The 18,681-nt window shown below is 72.4% G+C and carries 13 protein-coding genes; 12 read left to right on the forward strand and 1 reads right to left on the reverse strand.

Annotation, left to right across the window (positions count from 1 at the left end):
- The first annotated feature begins 57 nt into the window (after positions 1 to 57).
- From C4V41_RS49795 to C4V41_RS49820, 6 genes are all read left to right on the forward strand, one after another.
- Positions 58 to 858 carry an IclR family transcriptional regulator domain-containing protein gene (locus tag C4V41_RS49795; RefSeq protein ID WP_103963092.1) on the forward strand — a complete coding sequence of 267 codons (801 nt, stop codon included), beginning with the start codon at positions 58 to 60 and terminating at the stop codon, positions 856 to 858.
- A gap of 73 nt (positions 859 to 931) precedes the next feature.
- Positions 932 to 2,965, forward strand: coding sequence for a M14 family zinc carboxypeptidase (locus C4V41_RS49800; protein WP_146104090.1), 2,034 nt, complete (start codon positions 932 to 934; stop codon positions 2,963 to 2,965).
- Positions 2,966 to 3,046: 81 nt separating this feature from the next.
- Positions 3,047 to 5,593 (forward strand): M14 family zinc carboxypeptidase, encoded by a 2,547-nt coding sequence (locus C4V41_RS49805; protein WP_235030882.1) that lies wholly within the window; start codon positions 3,047 to 3,049, stop codon positions 5,591 to 5,593.
- Positions 5,594 to 5,680: 87 nt separating this feature from the next.
- Positions 5,681 to 7,555, forward strand: a complete 1,875-nt coding sequence (locus C4V41_RS49810; RefSeq protein WP_200824779.1) for a glycoside hydrolase family 97 protein — start codon at positions 5,681 to 5,683, stop codon at positions 7,553 to 7,555.
- Between the two features lie 50 nt (positions 7,556 to 7,605).
- Entirely contained in the window at positions 7,606 to 10,020 is a 2,415-nt protein-coding gene (locus tag C4V41_RS49815; RefSeq protein WP_103963096.1) for a glycoside hydrolase family 95 protein, read from the forward strand.
- A 48-nt stretch (positions 10,021 to 10,068) separates the two neighbouring features.
- Positions 10,069 to 10,563, forward strand: a complete 495-nt coding sequence (locus tag C4V41_RS49820; protein WP_103963097.1) for a GNAT family N-acetyltransferase — start codon at positions 10,069 to 10,071, stop codon at positions 10,561 to 10,563.
- 5 nt (positions 10,564 to 10,568) lie between these two features.
- Here the strand turns inward: C4V41_RS49820 and fusA are convergent, their stop codons facing one another.
- A complete protein-coding gene (fusA, locus tag C4V41_RS49825; RefSeq protein ID WP_103963098.1) occupies positions 10,569 to 12,578 on the reverse strand; it encodes an elongation factor G in 2,010 nt (669 codons plus the stop codon).
- Positions 12,579 to 12,979: 401 nt separating this feature from the next.
- Between fusA and C4V41_RS49830 the strand changes: the two genes are divergently transcribed.
- The 6 genes from C4V41_RS49830 (at position 12,980) to C4V41_RS49855 (ending at position 18,460) form a co-directional block, all read left to right on the forward strand.
- Positions 12,980 to 13,711: a GNAT family N-acetyltransferase gene (locus tag C4V41_RS49830; RefSeq protein WP_103963099.1), complete on the forward strand. Its 732-nt coding sequence runs from the start codon at positions 12,980 to 12,982 to the stop codon at positions 13,709 to 13,711.
- Positions 13,712 to 13,848: 137 nt separating this feature from the next.
- The gene (locus C4V41_RS49835; RefSeq protein ID WP_103963140.1) at positions 13,849 to 14,601 is read left to right on the forward strand and encodes a lysophospholipid acyltransferase family protein; all 753 of its coding nucleotides are present in this window, start codon (positions 13,849 to 13,851) and stop codon (positions 14,599 to 14,601) included.
- 122 nt (positions 14,602 to 14,723) lie between these two features.
- Complete coding sequence (locus C4V41_RS49840) at positions 14,724 to 14,996, forward strand: WGxxGxxG family protein (RefSeq protein WP_103963100.1); 273 nt, start codon at positions 14,724 to 14,726, stop codon at positions 14,994 to 14,996.
- A 145-nt stretch (positions 14,997 to 15,141) separates the two neighbouring features.
- Positions 15,142 to 16,167, forward strand: coding sequence for an iron-siderophore ABC transporter substrate-binding protein (locus tag C4V41_RS49845; protein ID WP_103963101.1), 1,026 nt, complete (start codon positions 15,142 to 15,144; stop codon positions 16,165 to 16,167).
- The gene (locus C4V41_RS49850) at positions 16,164 to 17,165 is read left to right on the forward strand and encodes a FecCD family ABC transporter permease (protein ID WP_103963102.1); all 1,002 of its coding nucleotides are present in this window, start codon (positions 16,164 to 16,166) and stop codon (positions 17,163 to 17,165) included. Before C4V41_RS49845 ends, C4V41_RS49850 begins: the two co-directional genes overlap by 4 nt.
- A gap of 239 nt (positions 17,166 to 17,404) precedes the next feature.
- Positions 17,405 to 18,460: a FecCD family ABC transporter permease gene (locus C4V41_RS49855; RefSeq protein WP_103963141.1), complete on the forward strand. Its 1,056-nt coding sequence runs from the start codon at positions 17,405 to 17,407 to the stop codon at positions 18,458 to 18,460.
- Positions 18,461 to 18,681 lie beyond the last annotated feature (221 nt).

Below are 18,681 nucleotides of genomic sequence, written 5' to 3' on the forward strand. Positions count from 1 at the left end.
GGACGGGTGACCGTCTAGAGTCTGGATCGAAAGAGATCCGAGCGAGTGAGGGCGTCCATGGCACGCGGTGACACCGGACCTGACTTCATCGAGGCGCTGGCCCGCGGCCTCGACGTCATCAGGGCCTTCCAGCCGGGACGCCCGGTCATGTCCCTGACCGAGGTGGCGGCCGCCGCCGGGCTGGCCCGCCCGACGGCCCGCCGCATCCTGCTCACCCTCCAGGAGCTCGGTTACGCCAGGTCGGAACGGAACGGGTTCGCCCTCACGCCGCGGGTGCTGGAGCTGGGCGTCTCCTACGTACGCTCCATGAGCCTGTGGGAGGTCGCCCGGCCGCACCTGGAACGGCTGGTCACGCAGACGCGCGAGTCGTCGTCGATCGCGCAGCTCGACGGCTCCGACATCGTCTACGTCGCCCGGGTCTCGGTGCCCAAGATCGTGGCGCTGTCGGTGCAGATCGGCACCCGGTTCCCCGCGCTGCAGACCTCCCTGGGCAAGGTGCTGCTGGCCGCGCTGTCCCCGGCCGAGGTGGAGCGGGTCCTGGCCGAGCCGAGCCGCTCGGGCATCGAGCCGCGCTGGCGGCCCGACGCCAAGGAGCGCGAGACGGTGCTGCGCGGGGTCAGGGCCAAGGGCTGGGCGATCACCGACGAGCAGCTCGCGCTGGGCATCCGCTCCGTGGCGGCGCCGCTGCGCGACGGGCTCGGCAACGTCATCGCGGCCGTCAACGTCAACGCCCACGCCGCCGAGACCTCGCTCGAAAAGCTGACCGAGGAGCATCTGCCGCTGCTGCTGAAGACGGCGGGTGCGATCAGCGCCGACTGGGCGATGTACGAGGCGGTGCCGCACGTGACGGCGTCCTGAGGCTCCTGGGTCTTGCCCGTTCGTCGGTGACGGGCATTCAATGAGCCCCATACGGAAGATCCAGGAGGGGCCGATGCGTGGTTTACGGGCGTCCGCAGTTGTTCTGTTGATCGTGGTCACGGCGTTCACGGGAGCGCAACCGTCCGCGCCGGCGGTCGCGGGACCGTCCGACCCGGAGCCGGCCTCGCTGGTCACGCTCAGCGTGCCCGACCAGGCCGCGCTGGAACGCCTGGTCGCCGCGGGAGCCGACCTCACCGAACGGGTACGCCCCCAGCCCGACGGCAGCATCCAGATCGACGCGGTCGTCACCCCGAGCCAGCTCGACGCCCTGCGCCCGCTCGGCGCCAGGCTCGCCCCGCAGTCCCCGCCCCCGGCCACGCCGGAGCCGGGCATCACCCGCGACCGGCAGGTCGTCATCGAGCGGGCCGTCTGGTACAAGTCGCGCGACGGCCACTTCCTGTCGGTCGAGGCGTTCAGCGGCGGCGCCCAGGCCGCCACGCTCACCGTCACGTGGACCGGCGCCGGCGGCGCCACCGGGCAGGCGCAGATGATCGCGTACGTCGACGCGGGCAAGTATCTGGGCCACCAGCTCGCCACCCCCATCTTCACCGGCGAACGCGCGGTGAAGGTCACCGTCACCTCCTCCAGCGGCGCCGAGACCCGGGCGAACACGAAGGAATGGCCGGACGGCGAGCAGCCCGACGCCACCGGGCCCGGCTACCAGAAGAACTTCATCACCCAGTACATGCCGCCGGCCCAGCTCAACGAGCGCATCAAGGCGCTGCACCAGCGCTATCCCGGGCTCACCGACCTGATCGAGCTGCCGTACAAGACCAACGGCTACCGGCGTCACGCCCAGGCCCTGATCGGCACCCCGCCCGGCGCGGCGGTCGTCGTCACCTCCAACGCCTACGGCTCCGAAGGCGGCAACGACCTGGCCGTCGAGCTCGTCGTCCCCGCCACGCCCGCCAGCCCGCTGCGCGTGACGCTCAACGGCAAGCAGATCACCGTCAGCCTGGCCACCAACGCCTCCGGCGCGCGCGTCAGCACCGCCGCCCAGGTCGCCGCCGCGATCAACGCCACGCCCGGCCTGCCCGTCAAGGCGTCCGTCTACCGCACGGACCCGGGCGCGGGCGTCATGGTGCCGGCCCCGCTGACGCAGCTCGACGACTTCCTCAACGCCCCGCCCGACGTCTCCCGCGCGCCCGCGCAGGTCCTGGCGCTGCGCATCGGCGCGCACCGCAACGGCTCGCGTACCGGTGTGCTCGCCTACGCCCAGGAGCACGCCAGGGAATGGGTGACGCCGCTGGTCACCATCGAGGCCGCCGAGCGGCTGCTGCGCAACCACGCCACCGACGCCGCCACCCGACGGCTGCTGGACCGCACGGACATCTTCATCGTGCCGACCGTCAACCCCGACGGCGCGAACTACAGCTTCTACGACTTCAACTCCCAGCGTAAGAACATGACCAACCACTGCCCGCCGCAGCAGTCCGACCCCGCGCAGCGCAACACGTGGGGCGTGGACGTCAACCGCAACTACGCCGTGGGCTCGCTGTCCGACGGCTACTTCGGCGCCTCGGCCAACTGCGTGAGCGGCACGTACGCCGGTCCCGCCGAGCACTCCGAGCCCGAGAGCCGCAACGTCATCTGGCTGGCGCAGCGGTACCCCAACATCCGGTTCGCCATGAACGTGCACAGCTACGGCGGCTACTTCATGTGGCCGCCCGGGGCGTACAAGCTCGACGGCCGCGTCACCCTGCCCCGGCCGAGCCAGCAGCAGCTGGAGTACTTCATGCGCTCGGCCCGCACCATCGAGCAGGCCATCGCCGCCGAGCGGGGCACCGTCATCTGGCCGCAGCAGACCGGACCGGTGACCGACGTGCTGTACTCGGCGGCCGGCAACTCCGCCGACGAGCTCTGGTACGACCACGGCATCTACGGCTGGGACTTCGAGGTCGGCGCCGACCTGTGGAACCCGCAGACCCGTACCTGGCAGGCCGTGGGCTTCCAGCCGCCGTTCAACGAGGGCCACGCGGAGGCGATGGAGTTCGCCACCGGCCTGATCTCGCTGATCGGCATCGCCGCCTCTTACCGGGCACCGTGACCCCGGAGTGATCTCGCAGGCGGCCGGGCCCGCGCCCGGCCGCCCCGGACCCTGATTCGCGACTTTCGGCTGGAGGCCGTCTTGCGCTTGCCCACCGCCCTCCTCGGCGTGGCCGTCGCCGCCGCGCTGCTCGTCATCCCGCAGGCCGCGCAGGCCGCCCGCCCAGAACCGCCGCCTCCCGCCGTACGCGACTCCGGCAACGGTCCCGAGCGGAACGAGGTCGCCGCCGGGGCGCCGGAACGGTCCGGCGCCCCGCGGGCCGTCACCGGGGTGTCCTCCGACCAGGGCTATCCCCGGCGCACACGGCTGCCGGTGCCTCCGGAGAACCCGGCCGACGCCTCCATCAAGCTCGGGCTGGTGCCGTACCACGGCATCGCGCCCCGGCTCAACGACCTGCTGGGGCGCGGCGACCGGGTGAGCGCCGAGATCATCGGCAGCTCGTACCAGGGCCGCGACCTCTACCTCGTCACCGTCACCGCGCCCGAGACGCACGTCGAGGTGCGCGAGCAGGCGCGCCTGCGCGCCCGCATCGAGAACGAGCCGGCCGCCGCCGCCCACGACCCCGAGCTGATCAAGCGGTACAAGGCGCCGATCTTCATCAACGGCAACATCCACGGCAACGAGTGGGAGGGCACCGACGCCGCCCTGCGCACCATCGAGCACCTCGCCACCAGCACCGATCCGGCGGTCACCGACCTGCTCAAGCGCACCAGGCTGTACTTCAACATCACCGCCAACCCCGACGGCCGGGTCAACGGCGTGCGCCAGAACGGCGCCGGGTTCGACCTCAACCGCGACTTCGTCACCGCCTCGCAGTCCGAGGTGCGCGCCATGCGCCAGGTGATGATCGACACCCAGCCCGTCGCCATGCTCGACCTGCACGGCTACGTCAACGGCACGCTCATCGAGCCGACCACCCCGCCGCACGGCGCCAATTACGAGTACGACCTGTTCATCACCAACACCTACGCCAACGGCCTGAACATGGAGGCCGCGGTCAACGGGCTGGGCTACACCCCGGAGAAGGACGGCGTGGAGCCGGTCCAGATCCCGTTCCGCGACTCCGAGGAGGGCTGGGACGACTGGCCGCCGATCTTCACCCCGCAGTACGCGCCGTTCCACGGCACGGTCGCCGCGCACACCGTGGAGATCCCGCTGCGGGTCAACGGCGCCGACTACACCAACCTGCCGGTCACCGAGCTGCGCCGTCGTTCGGCGATCAACACCGACGTGGCCGCCGCCGCGATCCGGGCGACCTACGGCTTCGTGCGCGACCGGCACGACCGGCTGATCGCCGACCAGATCGAGGTGTTCAGGCGCGGTTCGGCCGGTGAGCCGTCGAAGGTCGTCCCGCTCGGCATCGTGCCCGGCTTCGGCCCCGAGGACGTCTACAACACCACCTTCCCCGGCGCGTACGTCATCCCCGCGGGCACCGGTCAGCGCTCCGCGACGGCCGCCGCCCGCCTGGTGGACCACCTGGTCGCGAACGACGTCCGGGTCGGGCGGGCCGAGCATCCGTTCCGGGCGGGCGCCGCGTCGTACCCGGCGGGCTCCTATGTCGTCGACATGCGCCAGCCCAAACGCGGCCTGGCCAACGTCCTGCTGGAGCCCGGCGCCGACATCTCGCCCAAGGTGGGCACCATGTACGACATCTCCGGCTGGAGCCTCGGCCTGCTCTGGGGCGCCACCGTGGCGACCGCCGACGCGGTGTCCGTACGGACGTCGCCGGTGCAGGCCGCCGCGCCCACCGGCTCGGTCCCCGACGGCCGCGGCGCGCTGGCGCTCAAGGTGACCGACGCCAAGGAGGTCATGGCGCTCAACGCGCTGCTGGCCCAGGGCGTCGAGGTGACGTGGGGCGGCGGCACGGCGATCGTCCCGTCCGCCGCCAGAGCGGCGGCCAGGACGGTCGCCGACCGCTACGGCGTCGCCTTCACGGTGGCGGGCACCACGGCCGGGGCCAGGCTCGCCCCGGTCCGCATCGCCGCCGCCGCGTCCGCCGACGAGCTGTTCACGCTGCGCGAGCTGGGCTTCGCCGTCACCCCGGTCTCCACCGCCGTGCTCAACGCGGGCTTCGACTGGAGCGGCACCGACGTCCTGTACGTCTCCAGCGGCCTCAGCCACGCCGCGCTCAACCCGGCGGCCAGGACGGCGCTCACCGCGTTCCTCGCCACCGGCGGCGTGATCGGCCGCGGCGCGACGGGCGCGGCCTTCAACACCGCCGCCGGCCTGCTCTCCGTCACCCCGGTGGCCGGCAACCCGGACGCCAACGGCGTGGTCCGCACGGTCGCCGGCAACGGCCCCGTCGGACCCGGCTCGCCCGAGCACGCGTTCGTGTACTCGCCCCGCTGGTTCACCGGGCTGGGCGCGGGCGTCACGGCCGAGCAGTCGTACGCCACCACCGGCCCGCTGGTCTCCGGCCACTGGCGCCCCAACGAGGACGGCACCGGCGGCCCGGAGGCGGCCCGAGGCAGGGCGGCCGTGGTCAGCGGCCGGGACGAGGCGGGCGCGGCCGTCGTGCTGTTCGGCACCGAGCCGATGTTCCGCAACCATCCCAAGGGACTGTTCGCGCAGGTGGCGAGGGGAGTGTACTGGTCGGCCGCGGTCACCGGCGCCGCGGTCACGCCTTGACAGATCCGATCTCGGCGCTGGTCATGGGGAACTTGACGGGTTACCATCCGGAAACACATCCGATGTATGTGGCCCGCAGGAGTCCCCATGGCCCTCGCCGTACGTCTCTGCGCCGTCCTGATCCTGTCCCTCTTATTGACGCCCGCCGTCCCGGCGCAGGCCGCGCCGGGTAGCTGGCGGATCTCCGGCCTTCCCGGCGGGCCGGCGGCGGAGCTCGCGCTCGACCCGTCGGCGGGCACCCTGACCTTCGCCGTGACCCGCCACGGCGCCACCGTCCTGCAACCCGGCCCGCTCGGCATCGTCGCCGAGCGGGCCGACCTGTCCCAGGGGCTGCGGTTCCTGCACCGGCGCGACCGCCTGGTGACCGAGCGCTACCGCACCGCGGCCGGCAAGCGGCTCGACAGGTCGGCGCTCATGCGCGAGGCCACGTTCGCCTTCTCGGGCGCCGGCGGCGCCCGGCTCGACGTGGTGGTCAGGGTCGCGCGCGACGGCGTCGCCTACCGCTACCGGCTGCCCGGCGACCAGGGCGCCGTCCTGCGTGAGACGTCCGCGTTCACCCTGCCCCAGGACGCCACCGCCTGGCTGGCCCGGCACCGGCGCGACTACGAGAACCCGTTCGAGCAGCACACCGCCGCCGCCGCGCCCACGGCCGACTTCATGGTGCCCGCCCTCTTCGAGACCGGCGGCGGCCACGTCCTGATCACCGAATCGGACCTCGACGGCCGCTACTCCGGGCCCCGCCTGGCCCATGAGGAGGGCTCCGCCACGTACGCGCTGCGGCTCTGGGACGAGCGGGTCGAGGTGTCCGGGCCGCTGGAGACCCCGTGGCGGGTGATGATCGCCGGTGACCTGGCCACGGTGACCGCGTCCACGCTGGCGGACGACCTCGCCCCCGATTCCAAGGTCCGCGACACCTCCTGGATCGACCCCGGCCAGGTGCTGTGGACCTGGCTGGCCGGCGGCAGGGAGGCGGGCCAGAGCCTCGCGGCCCAGCAGGCGTTCGTGGACTACGCCGCCGAGCGCCGCTGGCCGTACGTGGCCGTGGACGCCGGCTGGTACTTCCTCAGAGACCAGTGGGACGTCACCGACCCCGACTGGCCGGCCACGAGCTGGATCCCGCAGCTCGTCGAGTACGCGCGCGCCAAGGGCGTCGGGATCCACGTCTGGATCCACTTCCGCGACCTCGACACCCCCGAGGAACGCGCCCTGTGGCTGCCCACCCTGAACCGCTGGGGCGTGCGCGGCGTCAAGATCGACTTCATGGACGCCGAGTCGCAGGAGCGGCTGCGCTGGTACGACGAGATCCTGCCCGCCACCGCCGCGAACCGGCTCATGGTCAACTTCCACGGCTCCACGCTCCCCAAGGGCATCCAGCGCACCTGGCCGCACGTGATGACCATGGAGGGCGTGCACGGCGGCGAGAAGCGCACGCTCACCACCGCCCACCTGACGACCCTGCCCTTCACCAGGAACGTGGTCGGCTCGATGGACTACACGCCGATGGCCTTCCACCGGCCGTCGCGGCCCACCTCCGACGCGCACGAACTGGGCCTTTCCGTCTCGTACGAGTCCGGCCTGCAGAACCTGGCCGGCACCGTCGAGTCCTACCGGGCCAGGCCGCAGGCCGAGCGCTTCCTCGAACAGGTGCCCACCGCCTGGGACGAGACGCGGCTGCTGTCCGGCCGCCCCGCCGACCACGTGGTGCTGGCCCGCAGGAGCGGAGACCGGTGGTTCGTGGGGGCCGGGATCTCGGGCGCCGCGCGCACGCTCGACGTCCCCCTGAGCATGCTGCGCGGCCGATGGCTGGTCGAGGTCGTCCGCGACGGCCAGGACGGCCTGGTACGCGAGAGCCACGTCGTCGACGGCCCCCGAGGGCGGCTGACGGTGGCGGTGCCCGGCGAGGGCGGCTACGCGGCGATCGCCTGCCGATGGCGTTCGGGGATCACGACCTGCGACCGCTAGACCTCCGACCTTAACTGTTCTCATACCTCCGATGTATAGGTGCATCCTTGATGAAGAAGCGGTTACTGGCAGGGCCGATCGTCCTCGTGCTCGGCGCGGCCCTCACGGTCGTCCCGGCGGCCACGGCGCAGAGCGCGGCCAAGCCGTACACGCTGTGGTACGACGAGCCGGCCCCCGACACGAACGCCGGCTGGGAGGAACGCTCGCTGCCCATCGGCAACGGCGCCATGGGCGCCACCGTGTTCGGCGGCGTCCAGGCCGAGCGGCTGCAGTTCAACGACAAGACCCTGTGGACCGGCGGGCCCGGCGTCGCCGACTACACCTACGGCAACTGGGACGCCCCGAGACCGGGCGCCCTGGAGGCGATCAGGCAGCGGATCTGGAACGAGGGCGGCATCTCGCCCAACGACGTCCTCGCCTCGCTCGGCCTCAAGTCCGACACGCCGCGCCACCGCCGGTTCGGCGCCTACCAGAGCTTCGGCGACCTGCGCCTCACCTTCCCCGGCCTCACCGGAGCGCCCGCCGACTACCGCAGGGAGCTCGACATCGCACGCGGCGTCGCGGGCGTGTCCTTCACCGCCGGCGGCGTCCGCCACACCCGCGAGTACTTCGCCTCCGCGCCCGCCGGCGTGATCGTGGCCAGGCTCGCCGCCGACCGGCCCGGCGGGCTGACGTTCACCGCCGGGATCGCCGTACCGGCCAACCGCTCGGCCACCGCGACGGCCGCCGGCGGCCGGGCCACCGTCAAGGGCGCCCTGACCAGTAACGGAATGAGGTACGAGGCCCAGGTGCGGGTGCTCGGCCAGGGCGGCACCAGGACCGACAACCCCGACGGCACCGTCACGCTGACCGGCGCAGACTCGGCGCTCCTCATCCTCGGCACCGGCACCGACTACGCCGCCGACTATCCGGCGTACAAGGGCGACGACCCGCACGCCGCCCTCACGGCGCGAGTCGACGCGGCCGCGGCCCTGGGCTACGCCCGGCTGCGCCACGGGCACCTGACCGACCACGGCCGGCTGTTCGACCGGGTGCGGCTCGACCTCGGCGGCAGCCTGCCCGGCGACCCCACCGACGACCTCCTCGCCCGCTACGGCAAGGACGCCGCGCCGGCCGCCGACCGGGCGCTCGAACAGCTCTTCTACCAGTACGGCCGCTACCTGCTCATCGCCTCCTCCCGCCCCGGATCCCTCCCGGCCAACCTCCAGGGCGTGTGGAACGTCTCCGAGGCCCCGCCGTGGCAGTCGGACTACCACCTCAACATCAACCTGCAGATGAACTACTGGCCCGCCGAGATGACCGGCCTGGCCGAACTGGCCCAGCCCCTGCACGCCTACGTCGGCGGGCTGCGCGAACCCGGCCGGGTCACCGCCGGGCAGATGTACGGGGCGGACGGCTGGGTCGCCCACCACGCCTCGAACATCTTCGGCCACACCGGAGCCTGGGACCACCCGGCCTACTTCTTCCCCGAGTCGGGCGCCTGGCTGTCCCTGCAGCTCTACGACCACTACCGGTTCACCCTCGACGAGAACTACCTGAAGCGGACCGCGTACCCCGTCATGAAGGAGGCCGCGCAGTTCTGGCTCGACTTCCTCCAGACCGACCCCCGGGACGGCAGGCTCGTCGCCATCCCCAGCCGCTCGCCGGAGATCGGCCCGACGACGGCGGGCGCGGCGATGTCGCAGCAGATCCTCTGGGCGCTGTTCACCGACCTGCGCGAGGCCGCCGGGCTGGTCGGCGACGGCGAGTACGCCACGCGGGCCGCCCGGGTCCTCGCGCGACTCGACCCCGGGCTGCGCGTCGGCAAGTGGGGCCAGCTCCAGGAGTGGAAGGAGGACATCGACGACCCGGCGGAGACCCACCGGCACGTCTCCCACCTGTTCGCGGTGCATCCGGGACGGCAGATCTCGCCGCGCACGACGCCGGAGCTGGCGCAGGCGGCCAAGGTCTCGCTCAACGCCAGGACCGACGCAGGCACCGGCTGGAGCAAGGCGTGGAAGATCAACTTCTGGGCGCGGCTGCTCGACGGCGATCGCGCGCACAAGCTGCTGAGCGACCAGCTCCAGACCAGCACGCTGGCCAACCTGTGGGACACGCACCCGCCGTTCCAGATCGACGGGAACTTCGGCGCGACCTCCGGCATGACCGAGATGCTGCTGCAGAGCCACCTCGGCACGGTCGACCTGCTGCCGGCGCTGCCCGCGTCATGGGCGGACGGCCGCGTGTCGGGCCTGCGCGCCCGCGGTGCCCACACGGTGGACCTGACCTGGGCCTCGGGGCGGCTGTCGGAGGCCCGGCTGACCGCCGGAAAGTCCGGCCCGGTCGAGGTCCGCAACGCCGCCTTCCGCGGCGGCGTCCGCATCACGGGCGAGCGCGGCGGGCCGGTCGTGCACACCCGCGACGGGGACACCGTGACGTTCCAGGCCCGGCCCGGCGCGGTCTACCGGATCGTGGCCGTGCGCTAAAATGTGACCACACTTCAGCCTCCCGGTTCGCGCCGGGAGGCTTTTTTCATGACTGATCACGTCTTCGTACGCCCTGCCCTCGCCGCCGACCGGCCCGCCGTGGAGCGGCTCTGGCTCATGTTCCAGCACGACATGTCCGAGTTCCAGGGACGGCTCCCCAACTCCGACGCCACCTTCAGGAGCGAACGCCTCGCATCGGCCTTCCAAGACCCCGGCTGGGCGGCCTACCTCATGACCAGCGGCGACCACCCGGCCGGGTTCGCGTTCGTCCGCGGCCTGGACGGCCCGGTCCGCGTGCTCAACAGCTTCTTCGTGGTACGCGGCGCGCGCCGGTCCGGCATCGGGGCGCGCGCCGTCGAGAAGGTGGTGGCGCGGCACCCCGGCGCGTGGCAGGTCGCCTTCCAGGACGCCAACGCCGGGGCGGTGGCCTTCTGGCGGCGCGTCGCCACCGAGATCGCCGGCGACGAGTGGACCGAGGAGCGCAGGCCCGTGCCCGGCCGGCCCGACTCGCCGCCGGACGTGTGGATCTCCTTCACCACCTGACGCCGCTACCTCGCCGGCGCGTACCCGGCGGGCCGGGTGGTGAACGTGCCCCGGCCCTGCGTACGGCTGCGCAGCCCGGTCGCGTACCCGAACACCTCGGCCAGCGGCACCACGGCGGTGATCACCACCGTGCCGGCCCGCGCCACCGAGCCCGAGACGCGGCCGCGCCGGGCGGCCAGGTCGCCCAGCACCCCGCCGGCCATGTCGTCCGGCACGGTGACCGTGACCTCCACCACCGGCTCCAGCAGCACCATCGCGCAGGCACGCAGCGCCTCGCGCAGCCCGAGCCGGCCGGCCGTCCGGAACGCCAGGTCCGAGGAGTCCTTGCTGTGCGTGGCCCCGTCGGTCAGCGTGACCTTCAGGCCCGTCACCGGATGACCGCCGAGCGGGCCGTCCGACAGCGCGTCGCGGCAGCCGGCCTCGACCGCCCGCACGTACTCGCGCGGCACCCGGCCGCCCGTGACCGTGGAGGCGAACGCGAAGCCCTCCGCCAGCGGTTCGACGTCGAGCACCACGTGGGCGTACTGCCCGGCGCCGCCGTCCTGCTTGACGTGCCGGTACAGCAGCCCCGACACCCCGCGCCCGACCGTCTCCCGAAGCGAGACCTGCGGCCGGCCCACGCCGACCTCCAGCCCGTGGTCGCGGCGCAGCTTCTCCGCCGCCACCTCCAGGTGCAGCTCGCCCATCCCGGACAGCAGGGTCTGCCCGGTCTCGGCGTCGGACCGTACGGTCAGCGAGGGGTCCTCCTCGGCCAGCCGCGCCAGCGCCGTCGCCAGCCGGTCGCCGTCGGTGCTCCTGCGCGCCTCGACGGCCACCGACACGACCGGTTCGGTCGCGTTCGGGGGCTCCAGCAGCAGCGGAGCCTGCGGCGCGCACAGGGTCGTCCCGGTACGGGCCCCCTTCGGGCCGACCACCGCGACGATGTCCCCGGCCACCGCCCGGTCCACCTCGGTGTGCCGGTCGGCCTGGACACGCAGAATGCGGCCGATCCGCTCATTACGTCCTGTGCCGGTGTCCAGCACCGTGTCCCCCTTCCGCATCGTCCCCGCGTAGATCCGCACGTACGTCAGCCGCCCGGTGGCCGTCGAGCTCACCTTGAACACCAGCGCGGCCAGCGGCGCCTCCGGGTCGGCCGCCCGGACCTCGCCCTCCTGCCCGCGCACCGCCGGCACGTCCAGCGGCGAGGGCAGGTAGCGCACGACGGCGTCCAGCAGCGGCTCGACCCCGCGATCGCGGTAGGCGGAACCGCACAGCACCACCAGGCCCTCGCCGGTACGGGTCAGGTCGCGCAGCGCGGCGGCCAGCGTCGCGGCGGAGATCGACGGTTCGGCGCAGAACTCCTCCAGCGCGCCCGGATGCAGCTCGGCCACCGCCTCCTCCAGCGTCCGCCGGCGCCGCCGCGCCTCGCCGAGCAGGTCATCGGGCACCGGCCCGTCCACCAGCCGGTCGCCCCACACGAGCGCCCGCATGCCGACCAGGTCGACCACGCCGCTGAATTCGTCCTCACGACCGATCGGCATTTGCACCACCAACGGAGCCGGATGCAGCCGCCGGCGGATCGACTCGACGGCGGCGTCGAGGTCGGCGCCCGCGCGGTCCAGCTTGTTGACGAACGCGACGCGCGGGACGCCGTACCGGTCGGCCCGCCGCCACACGGACTCGCTCTGCGGCTCGACCCCAGCGACGCCGTCGAACACCGCGATCGCGCCGTCGAGCACCCGCAGCGAACGCTCCACCTCGTCGGAGAAGTCGACGTGTCCCGGGGTGTCGATCAGGTTGATCCGGTGCCCGTCCCAGTCGCAGCTCACCGCGGCGGCGAAGATGGTGATGCCACGGTCGCGCTCCTGGGAGTCGAAGTCGGTGACGGTCGTGCCGTCGTGCACCTCGCCGCGCTTGTAGGTGGCGCCCGACAGGTACAGCATCCGCTCGGTGACGGTGGTCTTGCCGGCGTCGACGTGGGCGAGGATGCCGATGTTACGTACGGTGGTCAGAGGGTTGAAGACTTGAGCGCGCACGGCCCATGACCCTTTCGGGAATCGTGGAACAGGACAGCGCGATTTCGCCCCGTGTCGTTACGTCAGGGCGTCGACCAGTGGCGGCCGCGCAGCCGGCACCGGGACGCCGAAGACACCAGGATCACCTCGTAGCGCGACGCGGGAATGACGGCGGTGCCGAAGTTGTGACGCACGGCCGGGCTCCTTTCCTCGCGTCGTCGTTGGTGTCCGTGGCGAGTGTAGTGACCGGGGTTCGGAGGAGAAACCGGTTTTTGGGCCGCCTTTTCGGCGTGCGGGGCAGGTTCATCACGACGACGCCTGGACGCCCCCGGTGAGAGACACGGCCGTCATGTCGGCATGGCGACGATAGGCGCGAGACCCCCCATCAGGGCTTCAGGGCTCCAGGGAAGGAACACGCGCCCATGACGATCTCTGTTGACACCGGTCGGTACACGGTCGGCCTGGCCATGAGCGCCGCCGACCTGCAGGCGGCCCAGCGGCTCAGGTACGCGGTCTTCGCCGAGGAGATGGGGGCGCGGCTCGACAGCCCCGTCTCCGGCCTCGACGTGGACCGGTTCGACGCCTACTGCGACCATCTCCTCGTCCGCGACGGCCGCGAGGTCGTCGGAACCTACCGGCTGCTGCCCCCGGGGCGGGCCGAGCGGCTCTACTCCGACGGCGAGTTCGACCTCTCCGCCCTCGCGCCCCTGCGCAAGGGCCTGGTCGAGGCCGGCCGCACCTGCGTGCACCCCGACCACCGCAACGGCACCGTGGTGGCGCTGATGTGGGCCGGGATCGCCCGCTACATGGTGTCCGGCGGCCACCAGTGGCTGGCCGGCTGCTGCTCGGTGCCCCTCGACGACCGGGGCGCGCTGGCGGCCGCGGTGGTGGACCGGGTGCCGCTGGGGCCGGAGCAGTACCGGGTGACGCCGCGTACGCCGTGGCGGGGGCGCGGCGTGGCCCTGCCCGACCGGTTCGTGGCGCCCGCGCTGATGCGGGGATATCTGCGGCTGGGGGCGTGGGTGTGCGGGGAGCCCGCCCACGACCGGGACTTCGGTACGGCGGACTTCTTCCTGCTGCTGTCGATGGCGAACGTGAACACCCGCTACCTGCGCCACTTCCTGAACGAGCCGCCTGCCGGGCGGCTGCCGTGAGCACGGTCGTTTTCGAGCGGGACCACCGGGCGGTTGCCCTTCCGCCACCTGCGGTGGGGGACCCCTTTCCGTCGCCCGCGGTCGCCGCGCGGGGCAATCCCTGGCGGCCGCTCAGTCCCTGCACACCCGCCACCTGCATGGCGCCCGCGGTGGCCGTCGCCGGTCGTGTCCGGCAGGCGGCCCGGTTCCTGGGCGCGCTTCTCGTGGTGCTCGCCGGTGTGCCGCTGGCCCTGGCGGGCCGGGGCTGCTCGGCCGCCCGCCGGGCCCGGATCACGGGGGCGTGGGCCCGGACGCTCCTGCGCGCGCTCGGCCTCCGCCTCCGGGTCGGCGGCGCCCAGGAGGCCGGCGGGGGAGGGGCGCTGCTGGTCGCCAACCACGTGTCCTGGCTGGACCCCCTGGTCATCGCGGCCACGGTGCCGTCCAAGCCGCTGGCCAAGCGGGAGGTCGCCGGCTGGCCGATCGTCCGCACGCTGGTCGCCGGGGCCGGGGCGCTGTTCATCGACAGAGAACGGCTCTACGCGCTGCCGTCCGCCGTGGCCGCCGTCGCCGGTGCGCTCAGGGCGGGGGACACGGTGGTGGCCTTTCCCGAGGGCACCACGTGGTGCGGGCGCGGGATGGGCGGGTTCCGGCCGGCCGTGTTCCAGGCGGCCATCGACGCGGGCGCCACCGTCCGCCCGGTCACGCTGCGCTACCGCGAAGGCGGCGAGTCCTCGACGCGAGCCGGTTTCGTGGGCGACGACTCGCTGCTCGCCTCCATCCTGCGGGTGACCGCCACCCGCCGGCTGACCGTCGAGGTGACCCTGCTGGCGCCCGTACATCCATCGGGGGAACGCGCCGCGCTGGCGCGGAGCGTCGAGGCTCAGGTGCGTGCGGGTTTGATGCACCCCTGACGATGGTAGGGGCCTGCTTAGCAGGGGAAATGGAGATCGCCCCGCTATCGGAAGCCTTCCACGGAAGGCGTGAAAGGCGGTCTCCGCGGTTTCGACAGAGACCGCCGGATCGGGGGAACCCAATGCGCAAGACGCTCACCGGGCTGGGCCTGGCGTTCTTCTTGACGCTGGTCCCGGCCGCCGCGGCGTCGGCCGACACGCCGGTCGCGCCCGTCGGGCAGAGCCAGGTCACACCGGCACCGCAGAACGAGATGAGGGACGAGGGCGGCGGAAACGCCGGAATGTGGGGCCTTCTGGGCCTGCTCGGCCTGCTGGGACTGGCCGGGATGCGCAAGCAGCGTAACCACATCGGCACCGCCGAGCACGTACCGCATCGCAAGCCTCAGCACCACTGAGGGGGATAGGGCCGTCCGGCCCTGATGTCCAAGGTGACACGGCTGCCGAACAAGTCAGCCGTGTCCCGCCGTTGGCGTTGATCGGCTCCCATCGCTAAGGTTAGGCTCGCCTTATTTAGGTGCCTTAACGTTAGAGGAGCCGTACTTGACCCGCGTACTCGCCCTTGTGGCGCTCGTACTGATCACCATCGTGGGCTGCGGCTCGACAGCACCCACGGCCACGCCTGCCGCCGCCCCGGCCACGTCCGGTGCCGCGGGGGCCTTTCCCGTGACATTGCCGCACAAGTACGGCAGCACCACGATCACGGCCGCCCCCAAGCGCGTCGTCACCGTAGGTCTCCTGGAGCAGGACTCACTGCTCGCCCTCGGTATCGTTCCGGTGGGCACCACGGAGTGGTTCGGCAACTACCCCGGCGCGATCGGTGAGTGGGCCAAGGGCAAGCTCGGCGGTGCCGCCCTGCCGACGGTGCTCAAGGACACCGGCAGCGGCCCGCAGTTCGAGAAGATCGCGGCGCTCAAGCCCGACCTGATCCTGGGCCTGTACTCCGGGCTGACCAAGGAGCAGTACGAGACGCTGTCGAAGATCGCGCCGACCGTCGCCCAGCCCAAGGAGTACATCGACTACGGCATCCCGTGGCAGGAGGTCACCAAGAAGGTCGGCGCCGCCGTCGGCAAGCCCGCCGACGCCGACCAACTGGTCAAGGACGTCGAGGCCCGCTTCACCAAGGTCCAGCAGGAGCACCCCGAGTTCAAGGAGGCCACCGGCCTCATGGCCACCCTGTACGAGGGCTACTTCATCTTCGGCAGCCAGGACCCGCGCAACCGCCTGCTCGGCTCGCTCGGCTTCAAGCTCCCCGACGACCTCGACAAGGCCATCGGCGACAAGTTCGGCGCCAACATCAGCAGGGAACGGCTCGACCTGGTCGACACCGGCGTGATCGTCTGGAGCGTGACCGACACCGCCAAGGGCGAGGCCACGCTGCACGGCGACAGCGTTTACAAGGGTCTCGACGTGGTGAAGGAGGGCCGCGAGGTCTACCTGCCGGAGAACACCCCGCCGAGCGACGCGGTCGCCTTCCTCACCGTGCTCAGCGTTCCGTACGTGCTCGACACCCTCGTCCCGCGCCTCGCGGCCGCGGTGGACGGCGACCCGGGCACCAAGACGTCGTGAAAGCCCTCGGGGCCGCCGCCGTCGCGCTGATCGTGGTGTGCCTGCTCTCACTGTCGCTCGGCGCGCGGGCGGTCCCGCCCGACCAGGTGATCGGGGCGCTGATGGGAACCGTGACCGACCAGGACGTCCTCGACGTCGTCTGGGCGGTACGCGTCCCGCGCACCCTCGTCGGCATCCTGGCCGGGGCGGCGCTCGCGCTGTCGGGCGCCCTCATGCAGGCGCTCACCCGCAACCCCCTGGCCGACCCGGGCATCCTGGGCGTCAGCGCCGGGGCGTCGTTCGCCGTCGTCCTGGCCATCGGCGTGGCGGGAGTGGCGGCCCCGGCCGGGTTCGTGTGGTTCGCGTTCGCGGGGGCGCTGGTGGCCAGCGTCCTCGTGTACGGCCTGGCCGGGCTCGGCCGCGACGGCATGACCCCGGTCAAGCTGGCGCTGGCCGGGGTCGCGGTCACCTTCCTGCTCAGCTCGGTGACCAGCGCGTTCGTGCTGGTGGACCCGGAGTCGCTGAGCAGGTACCGGTTCTGGTCGGCGGGGTCGCTGTCGGGCGCGGGCGGGCAACTGCTGCCGCAGCTCCTGCCGTTCGTGGCCGTGGGGGCCGTACTGGCGCTCACCTGCGGCTCCGCCCTCAACAGCCTGGCGCTCGGCGACGACGTGGCCCGCGGCCTGGGCCGCAAGGTCGGTCTGGTACGCATCCAGGGCGCCGTCGCCGTCATGCTCCTCACCGGGTCCGCCGTGGCGGCCATCGGGCCTGTCGTCTTCGTCGGGCTCGTCGTGCCGTATGTGGCGCGGGCCCTCGCCGGGCGGGGCGGCGGCTCGGAGGCCGACCACCGGCTGCTGCTGCCGGTGGCGGCGCTGCTCGGGCCCTGTCTGCTGTTGACGGCCGACGTGGTGGGGCGGGTGGTCGCGCCGCCGATCGAGGTGCAGGCGGGGTTGCTGGTGGCGTTCATCGGCGGCCCGTTCTTCGTCATCCTGGCCCGCCGCCGGCGACTCGCGGAGTTGTGATGCGTGAACCAACGAGCGGCCCCGCACCTTCGGACACGTCGGCTGATGCCTTTTCGGAGGCGTCTGCTGAGGCGTCTTCTGGGGCTTTCGCAGAGGAGGCATCCCAGATGCGTTCAGGGGCGGCCTCCGGCGAGGCATCCGAGCCGGAATCCCGCGCTCGCGCCGCCACAGCGCCTCCAGAGGCGCTCCCCGAGGCACCCTTCGGGCGGACGAACCGGGAGCCCGTCACCTTCGGGGGGATGAACCGGGAGCCTGTCACCTTCGGGCGGACAAGCAGAGCCATTGCCTTCCGGCTGACCATGCCGCCGATCTCCGGTGTGCTGCGCCCGCGCGTCATCCTGGTCTGCCTGGCCACCGCCGCCGCCGCGTTCCTGGCCTTCTGCCTGGGAATCGGGCTCGGGGAGATCCAGCTCGGCCTCGGCGAGGTCGTACAGTCGCTGCTCGGCACGGGCGACCAGGGCACGGCGTTCGTCGTCCAGGAGTTGCGCCTGCCCAGGGCACTGACCGGCCTCCTGGCGGGCGTCGCGTTCGGCCTGTCGGGCGCCCTGTTCCAGACGATGACCCGCAACCCGCTGGCCAGCCCCGACATGATCGGCGTCACCCAGGGAGCCGGAGTGGCGGTGGTGGCCGGGCTCGTCCTCGGAGTCGGCTCCGGCCTGCACCTGCTGGGCTTTGCCGGGGCGGTGGCGGCGGCGCTGGTGACGTACCTGCTGGCATACCGGCGCGGCACGACGGGCGGCCGCATCGTCCTGGTCGGCATCGGCCTGTCGTGGATCTGCACGAGCGCCACCGAGTACCTCATGGTCATCAGCGGCGACTTCCAGGCCCAGCAGGCCCTCGGCTGGCTGTTCGGCAACCTGAACGGCCGCACCTGGGACCACGTCACCCCCCTGGCCATCGCCCTGGCCCTCCTGATCCCTTTCACCCTCCTCCTGAACCAGTGGACCCGAGTCCTCCAGTTGGGCGACGAGGTGGCGACCGTCCTGGGCGCCCGAGTCCAGACAGCCCGCCTGTCCATGCTGATGACAGGAGTCGCGCTGGTCGCCTTCGGCACGGCGGCGGCAGGCCCGGTCGCCTTCGTAGCCCTCGCCGCCCCTCAGATAGCCCAACGCCTCTCCCAATCAGCCAGCCCCCCACCGTTGGCCTCAGGCTTGACCGGCGCCTTCTTGATCCTGACCGCCGACCTGATAGCCCGCCTGCTGATCCCGGACGTAGAACTCCCGGTCGGCGTGGTCACAGGCGCCTTGGGAGCCCCGTTGCTCCTGTGGCTGTTGACCCGAGCCCGCCGCCAGTAGGTCCACAGACCGGGGGACGGGGCCGTCCAAAAGGACTTCGCCGGGGAGCGCTACGCGCCCATATTCAGGCGCCTCCCCCGACGCCTGCGGCGTCCAGTCGGCCCACCCGCTGACCACCGAAGCGGTGGGCCGACAACACCCTGCCCGACCAGGAGCGTCGCCGATCCGGGTCTACTGGCAGGCAATTCATGGATGCAGTGGCCCCGTTCCGCGACCTCATT

The sequence above is a fragment of the Nonomuraea solani genome (assembly GCF_900108335.1).
In the GTDB taxonomy this organism is placed as follows: domain Bacteria; phylum Actinomycetota; class Actinomycetes; order Streptosporangiales; family Streptosporangiaceae; genus Nonomuraea; species Nonomuraea solani.